We start from the raw sequence: 23731 nt of genomic DNA on the forward strand, positions 1-23731 counted from the left end.
ATTTTCTCAAATACTTTACCAAGTACCGAAGCATTTATAAGTTGTTTGTTGTCTTTTTGCCAATCCTCTGTGCCTTCACTTGCAAAGTCGTAGGCATCTAAGAAATTGAAATAAGTAAGCTAACGTAGGCAGCTTGTCTGCCTTCTTTTGATTTCTTTTAGAATTGTTGAACCAATAATCTCTAATTCACCGTCGTTTTCGAGCGTATTAATTTTAATTGTTTGGTCTTCTAACGGGCTAATCTCGAAAAGGGAACTGTTTAGATATGGGACAAGACTATATTTCTTTTGGTTTGCATCGGTGCGGTCGGGAATGTTTACCGCTAAAACTTTATGAAATAGTTTAAAAAGTTCGTCGAAATCGTGGATTTTCTCCGAATACAGAAAGCGAAAATCTTTGTTGCCTCCGTGATATGAAATGAGTTGTCCTTCGAGCAACTTTAAGAAAAGTATTCTGTTAATCCATGTAATACAAAGTTCTAATGCAATGTTAAAGGTTTGTTCTTCTTTGTTCTCACCATATATTTTTATGTCGGGTATGCGGTGAAATGTATCTTCGGTTTTGAGGGATTCGATTGTCAATTCAATAAGAGAAGCGACATTTCTGTTTTCTTTTTTCCGACGGATTACATTTTTTGTTCCTTCTTTTGCTTCTTCCAACCCGATAATATGAAGCAATTCCTTATAAAAACCGCTATTTAGTGTATTGCTGTCATTGGGAGTCGCAATTTTTAATAAATGCTGTGGCGATAATATTTTGTATAATGCAACTAGTTCTTTGTCGTCATCGGTTTGGTCGTTGCGAAGAATTGAATCATACTTGCGAATATCAAAATGAACGCAAGGAATTTCCAATTCTAGTTTTGTAATAATTTTTGCAATTTCTTCATAAAACCAAGGATTGTCTTTCTTATCATTTACTTTGGTTTCGTATAGTTTACGTATCTGAGTGTTTCTGTAAATGTGTTTATCGAAGTAATTAGCATCAACAATATACCACTGATTTACATCGGTAATAATTAATTGTTTTAGTTGAATGTTTTCGTTTCCATTTCTCTCAGTTAAATAGTAAAGTATCAATTCGTGCAATGCTTTTTTGTTCGCATTGTCGGCAGTAACCATTTCTTTAACATTCGAGGGTCTTTTTGCTTCAATAATAACAGCAACATCGGTGTCCGTTGTCTTGCCCGTATGTATAACTAAGTCTTTTTTGTCTTTGGTGTTTATGGCATTCGTTTCAACGTAAAAAGTATCACGTAAGAAATCACGAATATTGTTTTTAAGATGCTCTTCGCTCTCGTCTTTTGGTTGTTTTTCAATAATACTAATCTTATCCAAAAGAGAAATCAAGTTCTTTTTGAACTTGTCTCTTTCACTTTCTGAAGGTCTTTGCTTCAGAAATGCTTTTAGTGCTTTTTTCGGTGATTGTATTAAAAACTTCATTTCGTAATTCTTATATTATCAGGCTAAAATACTGTATTTGATTTGTTTTCTTGTGGGTTTTCCTGAGATTTTGTCAACTAGTTATCAAGGGTGGTGGGTGGGCTCGGGTGCGTCGGCAAAATGAAGGCTCTTTTGCAAGCGAAGCGTCGCTCGTGGGTGGGGCTTGCAAATGTGCCTGAATGTGGGTGGGATTTCTTTTTTTTGTTTTTCAGTCATTTGTTATCACCGTTGTCGTTGTTTTTTTAACCTTGGCGGTAACGAGTATGTTTCCGAAACTCATTTTCATAGTTTCGGTAATATCTTTATTAATTTTTTATTGATTTTGAAATTAATGTTCTAATAATGAAGCCATTGTGAGTCTCGCTGAGTTTCGGTAATATTTTCATGAGATTATTTGTGTTTTGAATTTTATTTTTTTCGTATTCAAATATATTGTCTAAAGTACTGAAATCCAAATTTTTATTTCAGTTTTAGTTTATCCATTGGAATAACAATCCAGCCAATTCCTTTTGTATTAATATGCGTATAAATTTCAGTCGTTTTAAACTGTTTTGCCCAGGCAATGCCTGGATATTTCTCAAACCGGTCCCAATTTCAAAATATTGGGTTCCGAAGCAATGTCTAAGTGTATGAACGGTTAATTCTTATTGATCTTTGCAAGGACTTTTGCCTAATGAAATATTAATGGTATGCTTTTTTCTGAATGGTGACCACCAATTTTGCCCTTCGAGCTAAAAACTCATTAGAAAATCGAAGTCTGATATTTATTCAGCAACTGCAATAATAGTTTCCTGCATGGCTGGTTTTGAAAAACGGAAAGACCAAAATGTAGTAATTAATAAAGAAGAGAGACCAAAAATGAAATCTGTAAACAAAATACCGGAGTGGGTCAATACCGAAAGAAATGAGCTGTCTAAAGCCGAATAACCATGAAACCGTAATGAGGTGGAAACTGCCACATGATACGCACCAATACCCGCCTGACTAGGAAAAATCCAGCTGAGATTACCAATACAGGCAGTATTGATCAAACAAGTTTTGCCAGGAACAATATCCACCGACAAAAACATGATATTAAAAGTAAACAAATATAAAAACCAGATAATCAATGTATATACCGAAAACAGCATTAAACTTTTCCGGTCTTTAAGACCATGAAAACCCGACCAAACCGACCGGGCATATTCTTTTGCACGGGTTTGAAGCTTTAAAAATTGCTTTTTCAAAACGGTTTTTACCAAAACAAATACTAAAAACCCGGTAAAAATTACCAACGTTAAAATGAGAAGGAAATTTTGAGATGAATGAGTAATATCAACAACCTTATTTATCGAAAAACCGGAATAAAAAAATGTAAGACTAAGCAATAAAACAACCATGAGCGAATCCCCTGTCTTTTCGGCGATAAAGGTTCCCAAATTGACTGTGGGAGGAAACTTGTAAAACTTCTTAAGGTAGCTTAGTCGCGTAACAATTCCGGAGTGAGGTATAAATATATTTGAAAAAAAACTCATCAAGAGGACCAGGAAAGTAGGAAACAGTTTGACACCCGGATGAGAATTCTTCAACAGTATCTGCCATCTTAATGCCCTGAAGATATGCTCAATCAGAACAAACACAACGAAGATATAAATATAACTAAGCTTTACCTGCCTGAGTTTCGGCAGGATTTCTGAAAACGGATTTATACTTAAAAATATCCCGATACTAATCGTGGAAAATGCCAGAATCAGAATCTTTTTTTTCATATTTGATTGGCAAATGTTCCGGAAGAGAAAGCCGCTTTCAGTTTTATCCTTTTGACAAACGAGGACCGGGATTTTCTTGCATAAACCCCACTGTAAACCTCAGTATAAAGTTTTAGTAATTTTTCACGAATAAAATCCTTATCAAATTGCTTTATTAATTTTGATGAAATGGATGTGCCAATCTTATAAAACTCAGCATCTGAACAAAGCATTTTCAGGATCAGTGAAAACTCTTCGTTGGTTCTGGCTTTCAAATATTCATTCTCATACAGAAGCTCATATTCTTTCAAATCACGGAAAATCACCGGTAAGCCGGCAGAAGCGGCTTCAAGAGGTACCAGTGGGGAGTTTTCCTGATAAGAAGGAAACAATAAAACATCGGCTGCAGCATAGACCAATGGCATGTTTTCCTGTGAAATCATACCTGCAAAATGAACATTGCCCGGAGCATTTTCAATCTTTTGATTGATCCGGGCCACGCCCTCGGTCACCAAACCGAAAGGTCTGCCACCTACCCAAACAAATTCGAATTCCGGATTTTTTTCAGCTATTTCCAAAAAGTCTTCTACGCCTTTTCGTTTTTGAAGTTGTCCTACGCCCAAAATCACTTTTTTATGAGGCAAAATTCCCAGCATATTTCTGCCTTTTTCTCTGTAATCAGATTCCGGACGCCATTTTGAAAAATCTATTGGATTATCAAGTCTGAAAATCCTGGATTTAACCTTCAATTTTCTCAATCGTGACTCGACCATAGGCGAAATGGCAATACAGACATCGGCATGATTGAAAACCATTTTAAAGTATAGATTGGCAAAAGGCAAAATCATGCCGGAAAAAATCACCGAGCCTTTTACCGTATCAGGAGTAGTGTGTACCGTGTGTATTCGCCTGCCTTTATAACTTGCTGATTTTAGAAAATAATACAAACCATAAGAATGTGAATGAAAAATATCTCCTTTGCCCTGCCCGTTGGTGATCACCTCAATGTCGTTTTTCTCTTTTAAAAGGCTCTGCATTCCCATAAAAGCCGAATGCACCCCGGTGCCTTGTGTCATAAATTCTGTAGATGAAACCAGATGTATTTTCATAAATTCTATTAAACTTATCAAAATAACATCAATAGTTTTACAAATATTTCAAAAACACAAAGGCTTAATAATTATTTAATATTCAATACTTTACATAAATTTAACACTAAAAAAACATTGGGTTAATATTAAAAAATAAGCTTGAAAATATTAATTTCATTTCCCATTTTTTTTAATCTTTCAATCAATAAATTCTCAAAACTATCACTCATTCATTCATTCAATAATTCATTCATTCTTAATTCATTCATTAATTCTCTCATCTCACCCTCACCACCCTATATCCACCAAAAGCCCCAATAATATCTGAAGTATCTGATTGGGACGATTTACTAAAAATCAAATCTCCGGTTTTGGCCGGGCCGGCAATTGGGAATCCTTTTTGGGCATAAAATGAAAGGCTGGGATTATAGTGATCTTTCATTTTTACATTGATATTTGATTTCAATAATTTTTGTCCCAAAGCTTTTACGAAGCCTTGCTGTAAAATTCCAAAATGAAAAATAAACCAACTTAATCCCAAACCAAAAACCAATGCCGGAATAAAAGGACTGCTTTTTTTGTAAAAAAATAAAAATGCCAGACCAGAAATAATACTGATCATCACGGACAAATACCGGCTTCCAAAAACATCTTTGGTCTGAATAAGCATTTCATTCACAAAACGGTCTTCAATTTTAAAACTTTCATAAACAACCGGAACAAAAATCAACACCAGGATCAATCCTATGATTTGAAAAAAGAAAAACTTGTCGAATAACTGTTTTTGGTTCGAAAAAATTAGAGCCAGAGGGAAATAAGAGATTGATATATAATGTGGAAGCTGTGTCTTAGAGATTGAAAATAATATAAATGGAATCATAAACCATAATAAAAACAGAAGCTTGTGAGGCTCTAAATCATTAATTTTTAAAAGGTTAAAACCTTTATTTGAAACAAAGTATTTGAGGGTTTTTATGGCAACAAAAATCAAAGTATGTGTAAAGGGAATTATAAAAAGGATCAGCACCGGAATATAATAAAATAAAGATCCACCATGTGACTCCATGGTTTGAGCAAATCTTCCAAAATTATGTTTTAGGAAAAAATCTGTAAATAAAAATTCTCCGGATTTTTGAAAAGCAAAATAAAACCAGGGGGCAGGAATCAAAATCGCCACCAGCCAATACAATGGATTGAGATAACTTCTAATTAATCTCCATTCTTTTTTTAAAATTAAAAAACTGAAAATAATCCCAAATATGAGTACAAATGCGATGGGGCCTTTTATGAAGAATCCCAAACCCGCGTAAACAAAAACAGGCAACATACTTAATGTGTGCTTTTGATACCTTTTCCAGAATGAAAACAAAGCAAGACTTACAAATAGATTGAGGAAATTATCTGAAACCGCTGCTCTTGCCAGAATCTGAAATTGCAAAAAAGTGGATAGTACGATGAGTATTTTATATCCTGCCTGATTGGAAAATAGTTGTCGTGCCCACTGTCGCATTACCAAAACATTAACGATAAATGCAATAAAAGAAGGGAACCTTACAGCGATTTCCGTATTCCCGATAATTTTAAGAAATAATACCTCAAACCAAAAAAACAATGCGGGCTTATCATATCGGTATTGGCCATTTACTTTTATGCTGATCCAATCTCCTGTTGCAAGCATATTTCTGGCGGCTTCAGCAAAAAAACCTTCATCCTCATCAAAAAGCGGGGTCAATGTCATTCCCAGAATACTAAATGAAATATACGCCACTAAAAACCACATTTCATTACGGCTGAGATTTAACAATGAAATAACTTTAGGTAAAGACTCAGGTAATACGGGGAGTTTAAGTTTGGGCATTATTTGATTTAATTATGTCCAAAGATGTGAGGTCATTACATGACAAATGGGTTTTTGTAGGTAAAGTTTTCATTAAATTTTTGATAATGTTGCCATTATCTATTTATGCTTTCTATTATTATCAGACCGAAATATATGATTTCTCCGATCCCGGAAAACCTCAGAATCACTATTATAACCCCTATCAAAACTGGCAAAAAGGAGTTTTGACCAAAGCCAATTTTCATGCTCATTCCAAAGAATGGGGCGGCTTGACCAACGGGCATAATTCAGATCAGTAAATACTTGAAACTTATAAAAAACTGGGATTTAAAGTAGCCGGACTGTCTAATTATCATAAAATCAATAAAAAAAACATCTCTGATTTGCTGGAAATCCCTTGTTACGAACATGGTTTCAATATTGATAAAGTGCATTTTTTGGGAATCAACAGTACCCATACCGATGGTCTCGATTTCCCCCTAAAACAGGGTTTATCTCAAAAACAGCAACGAATCATTAACATCCGTGAAAATGCCACATTGGTTTCAATTTGCCATCCCAATCTCAGAAACGCAATCACAAAAGAAGATGTGGAAAAACTTTCAGGTTACCATCTTTTTGAAGTTTTGAGTCCGTATGCTACTTCTTTTGACCTTTACGATCATGCCATTATGAACGGTCATACTTCCTGGATTTTAGCCAGCGACGATACCCACGATTTAAAAAAACAGCCTGCCGGAAGTTATTTCGTAGGTATAAACACTGAAGCTAATAACAAAACGGAGGTATTAAATGCCTTGAAAAGTGGACAGCATGTAGCTTACAAATCCAACGATGGTATCACTGATATTGAAATAGACAGTATAAGATTTGAAAAAAATGAAGTTCGATATAGTTTTAAAGGAAATATAAAAAGTGTATTTTTGATTGAAGATGGAATACCACAAATCATCGCTTCAAATGGTATCATTTCTTTGAAAAATAACCCAAAGTTTATTCGTTTTGAAGTAATCGGAGAAAAATCATCACTTTATACCAATCCAATTCTTAAAAGCAATAATCCGGATTTTGTGGAAACAGGTTCTATTTACGCTGAAATTAATTTACCCAAAACGTTTTACTTCAGACTTTGGCCACTCGCATTGTTTTCAGCCGTATTTATCTTGCTATTTTTGAGAAGACCGCTTAGTGTATTGCCCGGTATCATTCAGAAAAACCTTAACACTCGTCGGTAAAGGGCACCAACTCATTGTAACCTCCTACCAGATTGTTGACTTCTTTAAAACCAAGTCCTTTCATGATATCTACTGTCTTGCTGGTACGGTTTCCGGAACGACAATAAATAAATACGGGTTTTGATTTATCCAGTTGTTTCAACAATTGCTCCTTAAAATCTTCACCGTAATAATCGATTTGTCTGGCATATTGAATGTGCCCGCTTTTATATTCATCCAGAGTACGAATATCAACCAATTGATTCTCTTTGCTTTCTTTAAATTTACCCATAAACTCCTCAGCATGGAGGTTGTAAATTTCAGTTTCATAAAAAACCTCCGGTGCTTCTTTTTCACAGGAACTACCAGCCAAACTTAAAATCCAAACCCATAGATATATAAAATACCTTTTTCCCATTTTTTAACATATAATTTGCAATTTCAAACTTAAGCTTTATTTTTTTTAATATTTAAGATTCAATGTTAAATCTATTTTAAATTTTCTTAATAATTACGCCTTTTTCTTTGCTTAAACTTCACATTCCGGTAATTTTCAGTTCACACAATACATAGACTTTTGCAGTGGAATTTTAAACTATTTATTAACCTCAAAAAGTTTATGACAATCAAAACTTTACCCAAACTAAAATCCGGATTTTTAGCAACATGCCTGTTTATGGTCTTGTTTTCCGGTAATTTATTGGCTCAAAGATCTGTTACAGGAAAAGTAACTGACGCCAAAAACAGCCCTATTCCTGGTGCAAGTATTCTTCAAAAAGGCACTTCATTTGGTACAACTTCGGATGTAAACGGAGATTTTAAAATCAATGTAGAATCAGAAAAAAGCGTCCTTACGATATCTTCTATTGGTTATAAAGCCAAAGAAATTACGGTTGGAAATCAAACTGTGATCAACATTTCATTGGAGGAAGATGCAAAGGCACTATCAGAAGTGGTGGTTACGGCACTTGGTATCAAAAAAGAATCTAAAAGATTAGGTGTTTCTATTCAGTCTGTTGATGGAAATGCTGTGATCAAAGCCAGAGAGCCAAATGCAATCAATGCCTTAACAGGTAAAGTTGCCGGACTAACTGTGGGATCTCAACCTGAGCTTTTGCGTAAACCAAACATTCAGCTTCGCGGAAACAGCGAAATCCTCTATGTTGTTGATGGTGTGCCTGTTAACTCAGACACCTGGAACATCAGCCCTGATGATATTGAGACTTACTCAGTTTTAAAAGGTGCATCGGCCTCAGCCCTTTATGGATTTAGAGGTAAAAACGGAGCGATTTTGATTACAACCAAAAGAGGTACCAAAGACAAAAGAGGTTACCAGGTTGATTTCAACTCAAGCACCATGTTTGACAATAGTTTTTATGCTTTCCCTAAAACTCAGGATGAATATGGTCCTGGTGACCACGGAAAATATGCCTTTGTGGATGGTAAAGGCGGTGGTTTGAATGACGGTGACTATGATGGAGGTTGGGGTCCTAAATTTGAAGGCCAACTTATTCCACAATACGATTCACCGATTGATCCTGTAACCGGTGTACGTCAGGGGACTCCCTATATAGCAAGAGGAAAAGATAACTTAGCCCGTTTTCTTCAAACAGGTGTTTTATCAACAAATAACGTTTCTCTTTCTGCTTCAGGTGAAAAATACAATGTAAGATTTTCCGGCTCAAATACTTTCCAAAAAGGTATTGTACCCAACACAAAACTGGACATTTTGAACTTCAATATGACCACTGATTATCAATTCAACAAAAAATTGAAATTTTCGAGTGGCCTGCAATACAATCGTCAGATGTCACCTAATTTCCCTGATGTCAACTACGGACCTAACTCTATCATTTACAACATGGTATTGTGGGCAGGTGCCGACTGGGATGTGGACGACATGAAAGATTACTGGCAGGAAGGAAAAGAAGGTATCCAACAAATATATGCGGAATATCAAAGATATAACAACCCTTATTTCATGAGTTACGAGTGGTTGAGAGGCCATTATAAAACAGATATCATAGGACAGGCTTCTATGACTTATCAGATCGCTCCTTCTTTAGATGTAATGTTGAGAACTCAGGTTACTACCTGGGATCTGTTCAGAAGTGAGAAATTCCCTTATTCTGCCGGAACATATGGAAGAGATGAGAGAAGAGGTGATTACCGCGAAGACAGAAGAAGTTTATTTGAAAACAATACCGATATCCTTTTCAAGTATGACAAAAATCTTTTCGAAGGTTTTAATGCTAAAATATGGGCTGGTGGAAATGTAAGGTCTTTCAAATTCAATTCTAACTTTGCTTCCACTGATTATCTCATCGTTCCGGGATTTTATAATTTTATAAATTCAGCCAATCCTGTAAAAGTATTTAACTTTAATTCAAATATGCAGGTTAATTCAGGCTACTATTCGGCTGACCTTAGTTATAAAGATTATATCAACCTTTCAACAACAGGCCGTGTAGATCAACTTTCTACATTACCAAAAGGGAACAATACATTCTTTTACCCTTCAGTTTCTGTATCCACCGCTTTGACTGATTATTTGCCCATTCCTGAATTTATTTCATTCTTAAAAATCAGAGGTTCTTATGCCAACGTTAAGGATGGTTTGACAACCGGATCTATTGCATCTGCACCTGGTCTGGTTTATGGGGAATCTTATTCTTCACCTTATGATGGCCCTACTTACCAAAATTCAGCAGTTTATTCGGTTTTATATTCTTATAACAATACTCCTTCTGCCTCTTATACCAACTCCCTAAATAACCCCAATCTAATTCCAAGTTCTACTTCACAAACAGAACTTGGTTTAGATTTAAAATTCCTTCAAAACAGAATTGGTTTGGAAGCCACCTATTTTATCTCTGATGAAGGTCCAAAAATCTTCAACCTCCCAATCTCGAGCACATCTGGTTACTCTTCTGCTCTTGTTAACGGTATCAAAACTCAGAAAAAAGGTGTTGAAGTGTCATTGACAGGAAGTCCAATCAAAAACGCTGAAGGTCTAAACTGGAATGTTGTAGCCAATTATTCAACTTATGTGGAAACACTGAAGGAAATATATCCTGGCGTAGAAAGCTTAAATACTTTTCTTAAAATAGGTGACAGAATGGATAAGTTTTATGGAAGAGCTTTCGTAAAAACTCCGGACGGTCAAATCATCAATGATGCTTCAGGAAGACCAATATATGCTCCTGTTTCTCAGTATCTGGGTAACATGCTTCCGAAATTTGTTTTTGGAATCAACAACCAGTTTGAATATAAAGGTGTAAATCTTAGTTTCCAGTTTGATGGACGTATTGGTGGGGTAATCTCAAACTATGTTCAGAAACAAACCTTCCGTGGTGGTCGTCATATTGACCTGGTTACAGGTGCTATGGGTGATGCCAGATATCAGGACTATTTGGGTGTTAAATCTTATGTAGGAGAGGGAGTGCAGGTAGCTAACGGTGCCACCATCAAATATGATGCAGATGGAAATGTTACAAACTATGCGGAATTGACTTATACTCCAAATACCACCAAGCAATATTTGCAGGACTGGGTGAGCCGATATTACAACTCTGATGAAGGTAACTTGATGTCAAGATCATTCGGAATGCTAAGAGAAGTGGTTATTGGGTATCAGATTCCTAAGAAATTGTTCAGTAAATCAGGAATTCAACAAATCAGTGTTTCTGTAGTGGGTCGTAATTTGTTGTATTTCGCTGAGAAAAAAGACATTGACCTTAACCAATATCTGGATGGCGGTTCTTCAGGTTTACAGACACCTTCAACAAGAAGATATGGTGTTAACTTAAATCTTACATTCTAAGATTTCTCATTTAAAAAATTATTGAAAAAAAATGAAAAAATTATCATTAATAATAATCGGAATATTGGGCTTGACTATTTCAAGCTGCGAAACAGATTTTTCAGCACTTGAAAAAGACCCCAACAGACCAGTAAATGTACCTGCTTCATTGATTTTGAAAGAAGTAGAATATGCTTTGTACAACAGCACTGGCAGGCCATTTTCGGCAGAAATGCGTTGGAATCAATTTTATTGCTCCAATTATAACTATTATGCTACCAATGAATATACATGGTCAGAAATGCCTAACCATTTTTACACATTGAAAAATGTTATTAAAATGGAAGAAGAAGCCATCAGGTCTGGAGAAGCCGCTAAAAATCCTTATTCCGCCCTTGGTAAATTCTTCAGAGCGTTTTATTATGACCAAATGAGCAAAAGAGTGGGGGATTTACCTTTAACTGAAGCTCTTGCAGGTACAGAAAACTTTGCACCGAAATACGATGATCAAAAAGCAGTTTACAAGCAAATCCTGACCTGGTTGGATGAGTCAAATACAGAAATGGCAGAATTGATTGCAAGTGGAAAATCAAATGTAACCGGTGATATTTATTTTGGTGGCGATCTGAAAAAATGGCAAAAAGCGGTAAATGCATTTCAATTAAGAATACTTACTACGCTTAGTTCAAAAGAGTCTGATTCGGATTTAAACATAAAAGGAAGGTTTAGCAGCATAATCAATAATCCTTCGAAATACCCATTATTAGCCTCAAATGATGAGAGTTTATTATTTAACAGTAACCAAAATAATAAATATCCATCAAACCCTGATAACTTCGGTTTTGATGCTACACGTCAAAATATGTCACAAGCTTATGTGGAAAGATTGACAGAACGTAATGACCCTCGGGTATTTTTAACTTGCGAGCCGGCAGGTTCTGAACTTAAATCAGGAAAAAAACCAAGTGATTTTAGTGCCTATAAAGGTGCCAGTTCTGCCGAAGACCTTGCTGATATGTCATTTAAAGCGGGTACCAGCAATGGTGCTGACTTTGCACCTGGTCAATATTCTTTTCAAAATCGTAACAGATATTACACCAACTACGTAGGTGAAGCTACATTTATCGTGGGTTACCCTGAAATGTGTTTCAATATTGCTGAAGGATTGCACCGTAGTTGGGCTACAGGAGCAGCTGCTGATTGGTATGAAAAAGGAGTAAAAGCATCTTTAGGATTTTATGGTATCAAAGAAGGCAACAACACCTTTACATATTCAAAAACAGGTGGTAAAAATGCAACTGATTTTGCCACATTCAGCTATAATTTCAATACGGCTGATTATTTATCGCAGCCCAATGTGAAATATTCTGCTGAAAAAGGTTTGGAGAATATCCTGACTCAAAAATATCTGGCATTTTTCATGAACTCAGGAATGGAAGCCTATTTCAACTGGAGACGCACCGGATTCCCTACTTTGTATCAGGGTGTGGGTAACGGTAACTCCAACCGCATCGCAGTGAGATGGCAATATCCTTTGAGCGAAAGAACTACAAATACCACTAATTACAAAGCTGCCATTGATCGCCAGTTTGGGGGCAAAGATGACATCAATGACAAAATGTGGTTGTTAAAATAAAGATCATAGTTAAAGTTTAGGTTAAAAAAAACCAGTTTCAAAAGCGGGATATTTTATCCCGCTTTTCTTCATTCTAAATAAAATGGAAAAGACAATTCGGGAGATAAAAAAAATCTTTACCCTAAAAGGAGGGGAAGCCTACTATGGTGAGAAAATCTCACAATATGAGCATGGAGCCCAATGCCTCTTGTTGGCACTGAGTGAAGATCAGGCCATTGATATGCAGGTGGCAGCATTTCTGCACGATATCGGGCATATGATCGAAGATCCATTAATGCAAGGTCAGGATATGGATGGTTTTGGAAATAAAGATCATGAGTTAATTGCCAAAAACTGGTTAAAAGAACGAGGTTTTTCTGAAAAAATACAGACGGTTGTATATAACCATGTAGAAGCCAAAAGATATCTGTGCTTTGCAGATAAAGAATATTATGACAGCCTTTCAGATGCCAGTAAAAAAACGCTGGAATTTCAGGGAGGTATTATGACAGAAAATGAAGCAATTTCATTTAAAGAAGCACCCTATTTTGAAGAAAGTATTTTGCTTAGGAAATGGGATGATCTCGGAAAAATCCCCAATACTCCCCTACCCGACCTCGAAGATATACTTGAAATAATCAGGAGATACCTAAGGACAATCTGAAAATAATCCTTTTGGCTTTTCTTAAAGTTCGTGAGGTTTTTTAATATTCCTTGCGAACTTAATTATTTCATAAAAATCAGGTTACTTTCCGGTAATATTAGATTTCCAATTTGCACAAAAAAAAGCCAATTGGAATCATTACAAAACCAACTGAAAAACAGCTCTTTGAAACTTCACATTTGGGCATTTATTGCTGCATTTGGAGCTTATTTTTGCACCTATGCATTTAGAAAACCTTTTTCCACAGGGGTATTTGAAGGCATCGAAATTTACAGTATTAACGCAAAAACCGTTTTTATTTTATCTCAGGTAATTGGCTATATGCTGTCCAAATTTATCGGTATAAAAGTAATCTCAGAGTTGACCTCAGGAACACGAATTAAACTTATAATCGCCTTAATAGTAATCTCAGAAGTTGCCTTATTTCTTTTTGGAATTTTGCCCTTAAAATACAAATTCATCGGGATGTTTATCAATGGCCTACCGCTAGGAATGGTTTATGGGGTAATTTTTAGTTTTTTGGAAGGACGCAGATTTACAGAATTCCTGGGTTTGGGTTTGAGTATAAATATGATTATGACTTCCGGAATCTTCAAAAGCCTGTACTTGTGGATACAAAGCTTCACCAATATGTCTGAATTTGGTATGCCAGCATTTATCGGTTTGATTTTCCTACCGCTTTTATTGTTTTTCCTATGGATGCTGGGCAACATTCCCCGTCCCTCCCAAACAGAGCAAAATCTGAAGAAAAAGAGAGAAGCCATGAACCGCAGAGATAAAAATGAGATTTTGAAAAATTATGGCTTAGGGGTGACTTTGATTGTAATATTCTATGCTTTTTTGACTACCATCCGCGATTTTCGAGATAATTTCAGCATTGAAATATGGCACTCCGTTCAGGCAAACCACGAGATTTCAGTTTTTGCAAAAACTGAAATTTGGATCTCGGTTTGGGTATTTTTATCAATTTTATTTCTCAATATTTTTAAGAATAACAAAAAAGCACTTATTGCTATCAATCTGATTTTTATCCTATGCCTGATATTGATTTCTTTTGCCAACAATCAAATGGCATTAGACAAAATTACCGGCAGTACATGGATGATCCTGCAAGGTTTTGCCTTTTATTTGCCTTATCTGATTATCCAGATTGCATTTTTTGACCGCTTGATTCCGCTACTCAACATTCGTGGAAACGCAGGATTCTTCATTTATATCTGCGATAGTTTCGGATATTTAGGCTCTGTAGTATTAATGATTTTAAAAGAATTTTGGGATCCCATGAAAGACCCCAAAATAATACTCATTGAGCTCAGCAACGGGGTTGCCATTATTGGAATATTGGTAGTGGTGGGTCAATTTCTGTTTTTTGAAGTAAAGAGAAAAAGACAAAATATTTCTGAAAACATCAATCTGGAAATAGTTCATTGATTTTTTCTTCAGTATATCCTGCACAACTCGTCATTCCCTTGCCACCGATTCCGGTCCTGATGGAAACATGTTCTGAAACCTGGAATTCAAATATTCCATCGGGGTGCTGCACATAATAACCCGCCCAGGATTGAGCATATTCTTCATCTTTAACATTAATAATTTTACGGGCTTCCTCTTTCATAAGTTTGTTTACCCTTTCATTTACACCCAAACCCAGGCTTTCAGTATCGGTGACAGGAGCATAATGGTGTGAATCTCCAATAATGATACTTTTGTCGGGCAATTGCTTGAAAAGAATATGGATTCCTTCGGCTTTTAAATCCTGATATTTTTGTGGGGTTGTAATCTGGTGAAATGAAGGGCAACTTTCAAATGCCTCATATCTTCTGATTGTAAGTCCGGTGAGAATATTAGATTTCAAATCAATATGATGAAGTGGTATAGTTTTTAGCATTTGAAGTTTTACCATTTCAAGGCCACTGTCTTCAAATATTTCAGGATACAAAATGGAAGTCTCGTAACCTCCGCAAACAATAACTTCCCTTCCACAAAATATTTTCCCTGCTGCAGTTTTGATATATACCTCACCCTGAGTTTCTTTTATATCTGTTACGGTACTATTGGGTCTGTAATCTACTTCATAATATTTTTGACAAAATGATAGCACTTTGTAAATAAATTTAGAAGAATCTACACTGAATTCGTCGGCAAAAAAAATAGACCCTCTGATGTATTCTTTATTTATATCCGGAAATTTCAGGGCCGTTTGGTTAGCATCAAGCAACTCGCTTTTATAAACCAAATTGTCATTAATTTGTTGCAGCTCTTTGATTAAAAGCAATTCATCTTCATCAGAAGCAATATAAACACTGCCATTTTTTACCAAAGTTAAGTCTTCAGTATTTTGCAGTTCGTTGTAGATTTCCAGGCTTCTACGACCGTATTTCTGCCAGAAAGGATCTAAACCGGAAGGAACCACCTGACCAAAATTTTGAATGGTTGACCCGACAGGCCTGGCATTTTTTTCAAGCAAAAGCACTTTTTTACCTTTTTTTGCGGCATGAAAAGCGTGGAATGTCCCCATCACTCCGGCACCAACTATTATTAAATCGTATTTCATAATATTAAATGTACATTTTAAGTTCTCCAATATTTTTCAAAAGAGCATCGGCACCCAGGCCTGTCAATTGTGATTCGGAATGAGTACCATTGGTAACTGCAAAGGCATATTTCACACTGGCATTTTTTCCAAAAAGTATATCAACAGGCGTATCTCCGATATTAATTACCTCAAAAGGATCTTTTATGCCAAAAACCTGCATTGCTCTGATTAACATTGCGGGATTAGGCCTTCCGGCAATTACTTCATCGGGTGTGACTGAAATATCAATAATAGCATTTTTGTTTTGTGCAATATATTGATTATCCAAATCCTGTAGCCAGCCCAGTTTTTCAAGTATTATGTTGGCCACTTTTCGGTAGAATCCGGTGGTTAAAGCGATTTTTATATCTTTTGATTTTAAATATTCAAAAACCTCAAGCGTATAGTCAGTTGGAACTATTTCAGAATGATAATAATGATCTTCCAGGATTTCACAAAAAGTCAGATAGGATTCATCTACAATATGTTTCAGATTTGGGTCGCTACGACCAATTTGCTCAGACCACAGTAAATTAAAAACCTCTCTTTTGGCGTAACCCTGAAGAGACAAAATTCTTTCAACAGAAGTCTTTAAACCCATTTTCACACATGCCATTGCAAAACAGGTTTCCACTTCTTTTTGATCTCTTACAGTAGTTCCGGCCATGTCAAAGGCCACCATCTTTATATTTGACATATATTTTTTTTACCAAAAATACCCCTCATTTTATCACAACTCAATTCTCAGATATTAACAAAACATTAAATTTCAATCATTTAAACAATCACAATAATTTCATAACATTACCATAATCTTTGGTTGATATTGAATTACCAATTTTGTAAAAAAAACTAATGCAGAGACGTAGTCTAATCAAAAATCTGGCATTAATTACCGGTGGCCTGAGTGTGCCGTCTGCTTTAAAAGCCCAATTATCAAACCGCCCGATCAGGATTGCCCATATTACTGACACGCATATTCAACCTCATATCGGTGCAGCAAAAGGATTTGAAAAATGCCTACATCATATTCAATCTCTCGACCACGTACCCGATATGCTCATCAATGGTGGGGATGCTATCATGGGTTTACATGGTGCCAGCGAAAACAGTATTGATCGACAGTGGGATTTGTTTGGGAAAGTATTGAAAAGTGAAAATGGCTTGCCTATTCATCATTGCGTTGGGAATCATGATATTTTCAGGAAAGACAACAATAAAGATAATTTTGAATCTGGGAAGCTGGAAGCAATGAACCAGCTTGAAATTGATAAATCATATTACGAAATCAACAAAGAAAACTGGAAAATATTGGTTTTAGACAGTATTCAAAGCAAAACAGAAGGAAAAGGATATCAGGGAAAAATAGACGAAAAACAGTTTAACTGGCTCAAATCCAGACTTGAGCAAAGCCAGGTTGAACAAAAATTTGTGATGATAGTGTCGCATATACCGATTTTGTCTGCTTGTGTTTTTTTAGATGGCAAAAATTTTAAAAACGGAGAATGGAGAGTTCCGGAAACCTGGATGCATGGTGATGCTGAAGAATTGATTGAACTATTTGACAACTACCCCAACATCAAGTTGGCGATTAGCGGGCACATACATCTCAATGACCGCATAGACTATAATTCGGTGACCTACTTTTGCAATGGTGCCGTAAGTGGAAACTGGTGGATGGGGAATTACAAAAAGACTGCTCCGGGTTATGCTTTGATAGATCTGTTTCCTGATGGTACTTTTTCAAATCAATACTTAAAATATTCCTGAATTTTGAGTGAAATAACACTCCCTTATTTTTTTTAATCATTTAGCCTTTTTCATGAAAACTCTTTGCCGATTTATAATTTTTAGTTTTCTATTTTTATTAAAAAATATTTCAATAGCCCAAAACGCCGAAAATGTAATTCTATTTACAACAGACGGGCTGCGTTGGCAGGAAGTATTTGGCGGAATCGACACCCTTATTGCCTCAAACCAACAATTTTCTTCAGACAAAAGCGGTCTGATGAAGAAATACTACGATGCAGATATAAACCTTAGAAGACAAAAATTAATGCCCTTTTTCTGGTCCAAAATTGCAATAGATGGTACGGTACTTGGCAACCGCTGGAAAGGCAATTTTATGGATGTTGAAAACAATTATTGGTTTAGCTACCCGGGTTACAATGAAATGCTCACCGGTTATGCCGACAGCCTGGTGAATTCCAACGACAAAAAGCCAAACCAAAACATAACCGTTTTTGAGTTTCTAAATCAAAAAAAGGAATTTGAGGGAAAAATTGCTGCCTTTTCTACCTGGGACGTATTTCCTTATATCATAAATACTGAAAGAAATAAAATTCCGGTTAACGCCGGTCATGACCTTGTAACTCAAAATCCGGGTCCCACACAAAATCTTCTCAACGATATTCAAATGCTGGCACCCAAAGGACATGCAGAACGGCATGATTTTATTACTTATTTCCAGGCAAGAGAATATCTGAAAAGTAATCAACCTAAAGTGCTTTATATTTCACTTGATGATACTGATGGTTTGGCTCATGCAGGCAAATATGATGATTATCTGGAGGCTGCACATGCTTATGACAACTACCTGAAAGACCTTTGGGAGCTGTGCAAGTCAATGCCTCAATACAAAGACAAAACCACTTTTATACTTACTACTGACCATGGTCGGGGTGACAAAACCAAATCGGAATGGACGAGCCATGGCATAAGAATCAAAGGTGCATCGCAGATATGGGCAGCAGCAATAGGGCCAAATATTGCCAAAAAAGGTGAAGTACAAAAAGGTGGAAATACTTTTCAATCTCAAATAGCCGCAACAGTAGCCAAAACTCTGGGCATCGATTTTATAAAAACCAAAGATATACCCCAAAAATCTATTTCAGACAACCTGACAATATTCCACTAATTCATAGGGTAATTTTTATTTGTTAATGATGAGTAAAATAGGGTTAAATCACTTGATTTAACCCTTATTTCTAAACAATTTTAACAATAAAATCAGATAATTACCCAACTATTATCAAATCTCTGGAAATATCAATTTCAATACTTTTGCTCTGTTTACTATTAATTCTGAAAAATTATCTTTCAAAATTTTTAGGGTGTTTATAAATTTTTAACCCAAAAAATTAAACCTAGTTTGTTAGGATAAAAGACTCTTATCCTATTCTTATATCAGCTGATTCTGGATCTATTTTTGAATAGCCAGGTTTTCACCTTTAACCAAACTCTCAAGTTCATTCAAAAACATGTTTTCAGTTTGATCAAACCATTTACGGTGATTTTTACTTTGATATTTGTCAGATTTCAAATAGTTAAGAAACTTTCCAAAATCTATATTTTCAGAGAATATTCCGGCTCCAGACATTTCTCCATCGAAGGCATTGCATTTTTGCTCATAATGGTTCTTTACCGGCACCATCATTACGGGCTTACTTAAATACATGGCCTCACAAACAGACTCAAAGCCTGCTGTACTGATCAGCCCCTTACAAGCAGCCATACGTTCCAAAAATAGAGAATTGGAGATAGGGTTTATTTTCAGATTGGCCGGTAGCATTATATCATCTTTCAAATCCACAAACATCTCAAAATTCTCTTCCGGGTAAAGTTTGCATTGAGTTATAACATCGGTAATCAATTCGGGTTGAGTAACATAAACCAGAATAAAGTTCTCATTGTAAACCTCTTGTAGTTTTAATTCAGACCTTAGCAGCGGCGGCACAGTATGAATATTTTTCTCTGACCAAAACTTCCTGAAAGACAAAGCCAGCATTTTATCAGCTTTCAAAGAGGTAATTTTTGTATTGAAGTTTACAAAGAAGCGATCTAATCTTTGATTTTGAGGATATTCAAACACACTGTTGAGCAATAGATATTGGTGACCTATACATACAACCGGCACATCAAAACGGTTTAAAAAACCAGAAAATATTCCTCCCAAAAAATCATAGAAATTTACGATTACATCTGGCTGATAGGTCTCCACCATATTTTTTATCACCTTCAGGCTTTTAAAATACTGAGGCAAACGAGGAAGTGAATCTGTAACGGTTTTCAGAATGCTAAGCTCTTTGGTTTTTTGATTATAAGCAAGTGAGGGACTCAAAAAGGGTAAAACCTCAAAATTGGGGCAATTTTTCAACAACACCGATTGCTTTTTAATATCTGCAGTCCCGGCCAGGGCAAAAACTACCTTGTGGCCATTTTTAACTAAAATTTCTGACAAAGCCACCGCCTGAGTTTGGTGCCCGCGGCCTTCTCCCTGAATTATAAATCCAATTTCCATATTATGATGCGATTACGGTTGAACCTAAGGGAAACTCTACCACTAGTTTTTCGGAAATGATTTCTAATTTTTCTACTTTATGAAAATACACTACGTCCCAGTTGCCATTATGATCCTCAACCAGGGCGGAAAGCGTTTCGACCCAATCACCGGAGTTAAAATACCAGATTCCATCAATCTCTTTCATCGCGGGCTTGTGTATGTGTCCGCATATTACTCCGTCACAGCCTTTAGAGCGTGCCAATTCTGTTAATTTAATTTCAAAATCAGAGATAAAATTTACGGCTGCCTTTACTTTTTGTTTGATTGCCTGCGAAAGAGAATAATAAGGCAGGCCTCTTAAAGTGCGGTATTTATTGTAAAACTTATTGAGCCAAAGCAAAAAAGTATAGCCATAGTCTCCAAGATGAGCCAGCCATTTCATATGCGAAGTCACCGAGTCAAAAATATCACCATGGGTAATCAAAAATTTCCGGTTTTTAGATTTCAGAATCATATCACGTCTGATCTGGAAGTTTTTTCCCACCACAAGAGGCAACACCTGGTCAAGAAAATCGTCGTGGTTACCCCTGATATAATAGACTTTGGTGTTCATTTTCTCCATCATCTTTAATACTACCCTGAAAAATCCTGTGTGGGTTTTCTTCCATGACCCGTATTTCTTTAGCTGCCAGGCATCAATGATATCGCCGTTGAGAATTAATCTTTCGCAGGTATTTAACTTCAAAAATTCAGTCGCTTCTACTGCTTTGGCACCACTTGAGCCCAAATGCAGGTCAGACATGACTACGGTTTTATGCTTAAAGTTCAAACGTAAGTTTTTTTTACAAAAATCACTTTATCATGTTAACTCAATATATCCTATTTATTATCAAATAGTTAAATTTTAATTTCTAATTTAAAATGGCATAGGTAAAAATTAACAATTGCTTAATATTCCAAATGCTATTTTTGCATTTAAGTAACATTTAAATATGGATTTTACCGGAATTACCATTAAAACTGGCCTGAAAATCGCCAATATCATCAAGTCGAAAAAAATCAGGACAATTCATAAACAACAGGAAATTGCATTACGGAAACTCCTGAAAAAAGCTCAGGATACCGAATTTGGCCGATATTATGATTTTAAGAAAATTCTGAAAAGAAAAAATAAGAATAAACTACTACTCAATTTTAATCAGACAATTCCTGTTCACACCTACGAAACCATGTACAATAACTGGTGGTTCAAAACACGAAATGGAAACTCTGACATCACCTGGCCCGGAAAAGTAAAATATTTTGCCTTGAGTTCAGGCACATCAGAAGCAGCCTCCAAAGCCATTCCGGTAACAAAAGAAATGATAAAGTCGATACATAAAACCAGTATCAACCAGGTCATTTCTCTGGCAAACTTCACATCCATTCCGGCTTCCAGTTTTACAAAGGGTTATTTGTTGTTTGGAGGCAGCACTCAGCTTAACCGTTGTGATGATCATTTTGAGGGGGACCTCAGCGGAATCACCTCTGGCAAGATTCCATTTTGGTTTGAGAATTTTTATAAACCCGGTAAAAAAATCAGCAGTGAGCGGGATTGGGAAAACAAACTCGATAAAATTGTGGAAATGGCACCACATTGGGACATTTCATTTGTAGCTGGAGTTCCCGCATGGATTTTACTTTTATTCGAAAGAATCATCTCACATTATAAAGTAAACAACATACAGGAAATTTGGCCCAATCTCATTTCCTTTGGTTGGGGTGGTGTTTCAATCGAACCATATCTTGACAGTTTCAAAAAATTACTAAATCCCGAAAAGCCATTTCATTTTATAGAGACTTATCTTGCTTCAGAGGGATTTATCGCTTATCAGAATAAACCCAAAGAAAGTTTAAAACTGGTCACCAATGGAGGCATCTATTTCGAGTTTGTAGAATTTAATGATGATAATTTTGATGAGGAAGGAAATATTCTTTTCGATGCCAAAGCACTTACATTAAAAGATGTTGAACCAAACAAAAACTATGCTTTACTCCTTACAACCTGCTCAGGTGCCTGGCGATATTTGATTGGCGACACTATCAAATTTATGGATACCCAAGAAGCTTTGATACAGATTACCGGTCGCACAAAACATTTTTTGAGCGTTTGTGGTGAACACCTATCTGTCGAAAACCTCAACAAAGCCATCAAACTTTTATCAGTTGAAAGTAATATAGAAATCAAGGAATTTGGGGTAATGTCATTTAAAACCCAAAAAAGCTTTGGTCATCATTGGTTTATTGGATCTGATTCAACGGTGATTGAACCAGAAACCGTGGGGACACAAATTGATAATTTTCTTAAAATTCTGAATGATGATTATGCAGTTGAGCGGAATCATGCATTGGACGAAATTAAAGTCTCTATTTTACCTAATAATCACTTTATTGATTGGATGAAAGCCAACAACAAAATGGGAGGCCAAAATAAATTCCCGAGAGTATTAAAAGGCAAAACCAAAGATAACTGGCTGGAGTTTTTGGAATCACAAAAGCAACTTCAAGCCTAAACCAATAAATATCAAAGCATTAAGAATAGACAGCTGTTTTTTGTATTTCAATAACCAGTTGGCTTTTTTGATATTTAGTACAATCAGTCCATCAATAATCATCATTCCCAATAGAGCAAAAAAGAAAAAGAGAAGTTTGTCTTCAAAACCTGCTTTCAGTTTATTTAAGAAAACAAGAAATCCCATCCAGGTCAGGTAATTATACGGATTTAAGGTATTGATTAAAAATCCAATAATAAATGGATTTAAGTTTCTAAAATTCTTAAATCTGGTATCGTCCTCCGCATTTGTCCAAAATAATGTTTTTATAAAAAGGAAAAGCCCAAGGATTATAAAAACTACCCCTGTCCCGGAAAAAATAATCTGTTGCCAATTCTCTCTGATTTTAAAAAGTCTGTCGCTGATATTTACGAGTGTAATTAGCACCATATCAGACAAAGCCACTCCTGCCAAAAGTACCATTCCCGATTTTATCCCTGATTCGAGTGTATTTTTAATCAAAGTAATTTTCACATTACCTACTCCAGCACCCAAAACAAGCCCTGAACTCAATCCTGAATAAATGTAAAACATAAATTTTTAATAATTGAAGCGAATATATAGGATAAATTTTTAGGGTAGGTATAAAAAAAAAGGACTGGAACAAAACGTTCCAGCCTTTCCCGCTACTAAATCCACACAACTTTTATCTTTAATTTCTTATTTCTCTTGTCGTTTTGTCATATTGACACTGCAAATGTAATACATAATTTTGAATTGAAAAATTTTTGGCCAAAAAAAATCAATATTTTTTTATTTTTTTTCACTTCAATTACTAATTCGTAAAATATTTAGAATTAAAATAAGAAAAATATATTCGAAATTACTCAAAATTAACATAATATATATATTTAAGCATTTATTATATAAATAAAAAGCGAAACTTTG

The 23731-nt window shown here is 35.6% G+C and carries 19 protein-coding genes; 9 read left to right on the plus strand and 10 right to left on the minus strand.

Going from position 1 to position 23731, the window contains the following annotated elements:
* Positions 1 to 119: 119 nt before the first annotated feature.
* The 4 genes from IPP61_18000 to IPP61_18015 form a co-directional block, all read right to left on the minus strand.
* On the minus strand, positions 120 to 1442 hold the full coding sequence (locus IPP61_18000) for a hypothetical protein (protein ID MBL0327026.1): 1323 nt from the start codon (positions 1440 to 1442) through the stop codon (positions 120 to 122).
* Between the two features lie 764 nt (positions 1443 to 2206).
* Positions 2207 to 3190 carry a flippase-like domain-containing protein gene (locus tag IPP61_18005; GenBank protein ID MBL0327027.1) on the minus strand — a complete coding sequence of 328 codons (984 nt, stop codon included), beginning with the start codon at positions 3188 to 3190 and terminating at the stop codon, positions 2207 to 2209.
* On the minus strand, positions 3187 to 4278 hold the full coding sequence (locus IPP61_18010) for a glycosyltransferase family 4 protein (GenBank protein MBL0327028.1): 1092 nt from the start codon (positions 4276 to 4278) through the stop codon (positions 3187 to 3189). Before IPP61_18010 ends, IPP61_18005 begins: the two co-directional genes overlap by 4 nt.
* 259 nt (positions 4279 to 4537) lie before the next feature.
* Positions 4538 to 6118, minus strand: a complete 1581-nt coding sequence (locus tag IPP61_18015) for a glycosyltransferase family 39 protein (GenBank protein MBL0327029.1) — start codon at positions 6116 to 6118, stop codon at positions 4538 to 4540.
* 14 nt (positions 6119 to 6132) lie between these two features.
* On the opposite strand from IPP61_18015, the gene IPP61_18020 reads away from it, so the two are divergent.
* Both IPP61_18020 and IPP61_18025 read left to right on the plus strand, forming a co-directional pair.
* Positions 6133 to 6399 carry a hypothetical protein gene (locus tag IPP61_18020; GenBank protein MBL0327030.1) on the plus strand — a complete coding sequence of 89 codons (267 nt, stop codon included), beginning with the start codon at positions 6133 to 6135 and terminating at the stop codon, positions 6397 to 6399.
* Between the two features lie 84 nt (positions 6400 to 6483).
* Complete coding sequence (locus IPP61_18025) at positions 6484 to 7335, plus strand: hypothetical protein (GenBank protein MBL0327031.1); 852 nt, start codon at positions 6484 to 6486, stop codon at positions 7333 to 7335.
* Here IPP61_18025 and IPP61_18030 read toward each other — a convergent pair.
* Complete coding sequence (locus IPP61_18030; protein MBL0327032.1) at positions 7319 to 7732, minus strand: rhodanese-like domain-containing protein; 414 nt, start codon at positions 7730 to 7732, stop codon at positions 7319 to 7321. The two genes, IPP61_18025 and IPP61_18030, sit on opposite strands and share 17 nt — an antisense overlap.
* 201 nt (positions 7733 to 7933) lie before the next feature.
* Between IPP61_18030 and IPP61_18035 the strand changes: the two genes are divergently transcribed.
* From IPP61_18035 to IPP61_18050, 4 genes are all read left to right on the plus strand, one after another.
* Positions 7934 to 11137: a SusC/RagA family TonB-linked outer membrane protein gene (locus IPP61_18035; GenBank protein MBL0327033.1), complete on the plus strand. Its 3204-nt coding sequence runs from the start codon at positions 7934 to 7936 to the stop codon at positions 11135 to 11137.
* A 31-nt stretch (positions 11138 to 11168) separates the two neighbouring features.
* A complete protein-coding gene (locus IPP61_18040) occupies positions 11169 to 12752 on the plus strand; it encodes a SusD/RagB family nutrient-binding outer membrane lipoprotein (GenBank protein MBL0327034.1) in 1584 nt (527 codons plus the stop codon).
* Between the two features lie 82 nt (positions 12753 to 12834).
* The gene (locus tag IPP61_18045; GenBank protein MBL0327035.1) at positions 12835 to 13395 is read left to right on the plus strand and encodes a phosphohydrolase; all 561 of its coding nucleotides are present in this window, start codon (positions 12835 to 12837) and stop codon (positions 13393 to 13395) included.
* A 129-nt stretch (positions 13396 to 13524) separates the two neighbouring features.
* Positions 13525 to 14826, plus strand: a complete 1302-nt coding sequence (locus IPP61_18050; GenBank protein MBL0327036.1) for a hypothetical protein — start codon at positions 13525 to 13527, stop codon at positions 14824 to 14826.
* Here IPP61_18050 and IPP61_18055 read toward each other — a convergent pair.
* Complete coding sequence (locus tag IPP61_18055) at positions 14804 to 15952, minus strand: TIGR03364 family FAD-dependent oxidoreductase (protein ID MBL0327037.1); 1149 nt, start codon at positions 15950 to 15952, stop codon at positions 14804 to 14806. The genes IPP61_18050 and IPP61_18055 overlap by 23 nt on opposite strands.
* A 1-nt stretch (position 15953) precedes the next feature.
* On the minus strand, positions 15954 to 16667 hold the full coding sequence (locus IPP61_18060) for an HAD hydrolase-like protein (GenBank protein MBL0327038.1): 714 nt from the start codon (positions 16665 to 16667) through the stop codon (positions 15954 to 15956).
* A gap of 158 nt (positions 16668 to 16825) precedes the next feature.
* Here IPP61_18060 and IPP61_18065 point away from each other — a divergent pair, with 158 nt between their 5' ends.
* Positions 16826 to 17740: a metallophosphoesterase gene (locus IPP61_18065; GenBank protein ID MBL0327039.1), complete on the plus strand. Its 915-nt coding sequence runs from the start codon at positions 16826 to 16828 to the stop codon at positions 17738 to 17740.
* Positions 17741 to 17792: 52 nt separating this feature from the next.
* Entirely contained in the window at positions 17793 to 18887 is a 1095-nt protein-coding gene (locus IPP61_18070) for a phosphoglyceromutase (protein MBL0327040.1), read from the plus strand.
* Between the two features lie 285 nt (positions 18888 to 19172).
* Here the strand turns inward: IPP61_18070 and IPP61_18075 are convergent, their stop codons facing one another.
* A complete protein-coding gene (locus IPP61_18075) occupies positions 19173 to 20270 on the minus strand; it encodes a glycosyl transferase (GenBank protein ID MBL0327041.1) in 1098 nt (365 codons plus the stop codon).
* A 1-nt stretch (position 20271) separates the two neighbouring features.
* Positions 20272 to 21054, minus strand: a complete 783-nt coding sequence (locus tag IPP61_18080) for a UDP-2,3-diacylglucosamine diphosphatase (protein ID MBL0327042.1) — start codon at positions 21052 to 21054, stop codon at positions 20272 to 20274.
* 190 nt (positions 21055 to 21244) lie between these two features.
* Here IPP61_18080 and IPP61_18085 point away from each other — a divergent pair, with 190 nt between their 5' ends.
* A complete protein-coding gene (locus tag IPP61_18085; GenBank protein MBL0327043.1) occupies positions 21245 to 22804 on the plus strand; it encodes a GH3 auxin-responsive promoter family protein in 1560 nt (519 codons plus the stop codon).
* Here IPP61_18085 and IPP61_18090 read toward each other — a convergent pair.
* Positions 22781 to 23377 (minus strand): LysE family transporter, encoded by a 597-nt coding sequence (locus tag IPP61_18090; protein ID MBL0327044.1) that lies wholly within the window; start codon positions 23375 to 23377, stop codon positions 22781 to 22783. The two genes, IPP61_18085 and IPP61_18090, sit on opposite strands and share 24 nt — an antisense overlap.
* Between the last annotated feature and the right edge of the window lie 354 nt (positions 23378 to 23731).

The organism is Cytophagaceae bacterium (assembly GCA_016722655.1).
Lineage (GTDB): Bacteria > Bacteroidota > Bacteroidia > Cytophagales > Spirosomataceae > Leadbetterella.

Coding starts and splice junctions, on each gene's coding strand:
- IPP61_18005 (MBL0327027.1), bottom strand. CDS start 3,190: ATGAAAAAAAAGATTCTGATTCTGGCATTTTCCACGATTAGTATCGGG.
- IPP61_18030 (MBL0327032.1), bottom strand. CDS start 7,732: ATGGGAAAAAGGTATTTTATATATCTATGGGTTTGGATTTTAAGTTTG.
- IPP61_18035 (MBL0327033.1), top strand. CDS start 7,934: ATGACAATCAAAACTTTACCCAAACTAAAATCCGGATTTTTAGCAACA.
- IPP61_18010 (MBL0327028.1), bottom strand. CDS start 4,278: ATGAAAATACATCTGGTTTCATCTACAGAATTTATGACACAAGGCACC.
- IPP61_18015 (MBL0327029.1), bottom strand. CDS start 6,118: ATGCCCAAACTTAAACTCCCCGTATTACCTGAGTCTTTACCTAAAGTT.
- IPP61_18075 (MBL0327041.1), bottom strand. CDS start 20,270: ATGGAAATTGGATTTATAATTCAGGGAGAAGGCCGCGGGCACCAAACT.
- IPP61_18085 (MBL0327043.1), top strand. CDS start 21,245: ATGGATTTTACCGGAATTACCATTAAAACTGGCCTGAAAATCGCCAAT.
- IPP61_18090 (MBL0327044.1), bottom strand. CDS start 23,377: ATGTTTTACATTTATTCAGGATTGAGTTCAGGGCTTGTTTTGGGTGCT.
- IPP61_18020 (MBL0327030.1), top strand. CDS start 6,133: ATGTCCAAAGATGTGAGGTCATTACATGACAAATGGGTTTTTGTAGGT.
- IPP61_18080 (MBL0327042.1), bottom strand. CDS start 21,054: ATGTCTGACCTGCATTTGGGCTCAAGTGGTGCCAAAGCAGTAGAAGCG.
- IPP61_18065 (MBL0327039.1), top strand. CDS start 16,826: ATGCAGAGACGTAGTCTAATCAAAAATCTGGCATTAATTACCGGTGGC.
- IPP61_18000 (MBL0327026.1), bottom strand. CDS start 1,442: ATGAAGTTTTTAATACAATCACCGAAAAAAGCACTAAAAGCATTTCTG.
- IPP61_18040 (MBL0327034.1), top strand. CDS start 11,169: ATGAAAAAATTATCATTAATAATAATCGGAATATTGGGCTTGACTATT.
- IPP61_18070 (MBL0327040.1), top strand. CDS start 17,793: ATGAAAACTCTTTGCCGATTTATAATTTTTAGTTTTCTATTTTTATTA.
- IPP61_18045 (MBL0327035.1), top strand. CDS start 12,835: ATGGAAAAGACAATTCGGGAGATAAAAAAAATCTTTACCCTAAAAGGA.
- IPP61_18060 (MBL0327038.1), bottom strand. CDS start 16,667: ATGTCAAATATAAAGATGGTGGCCTTTGACATGGCCGGAACTACTGTA.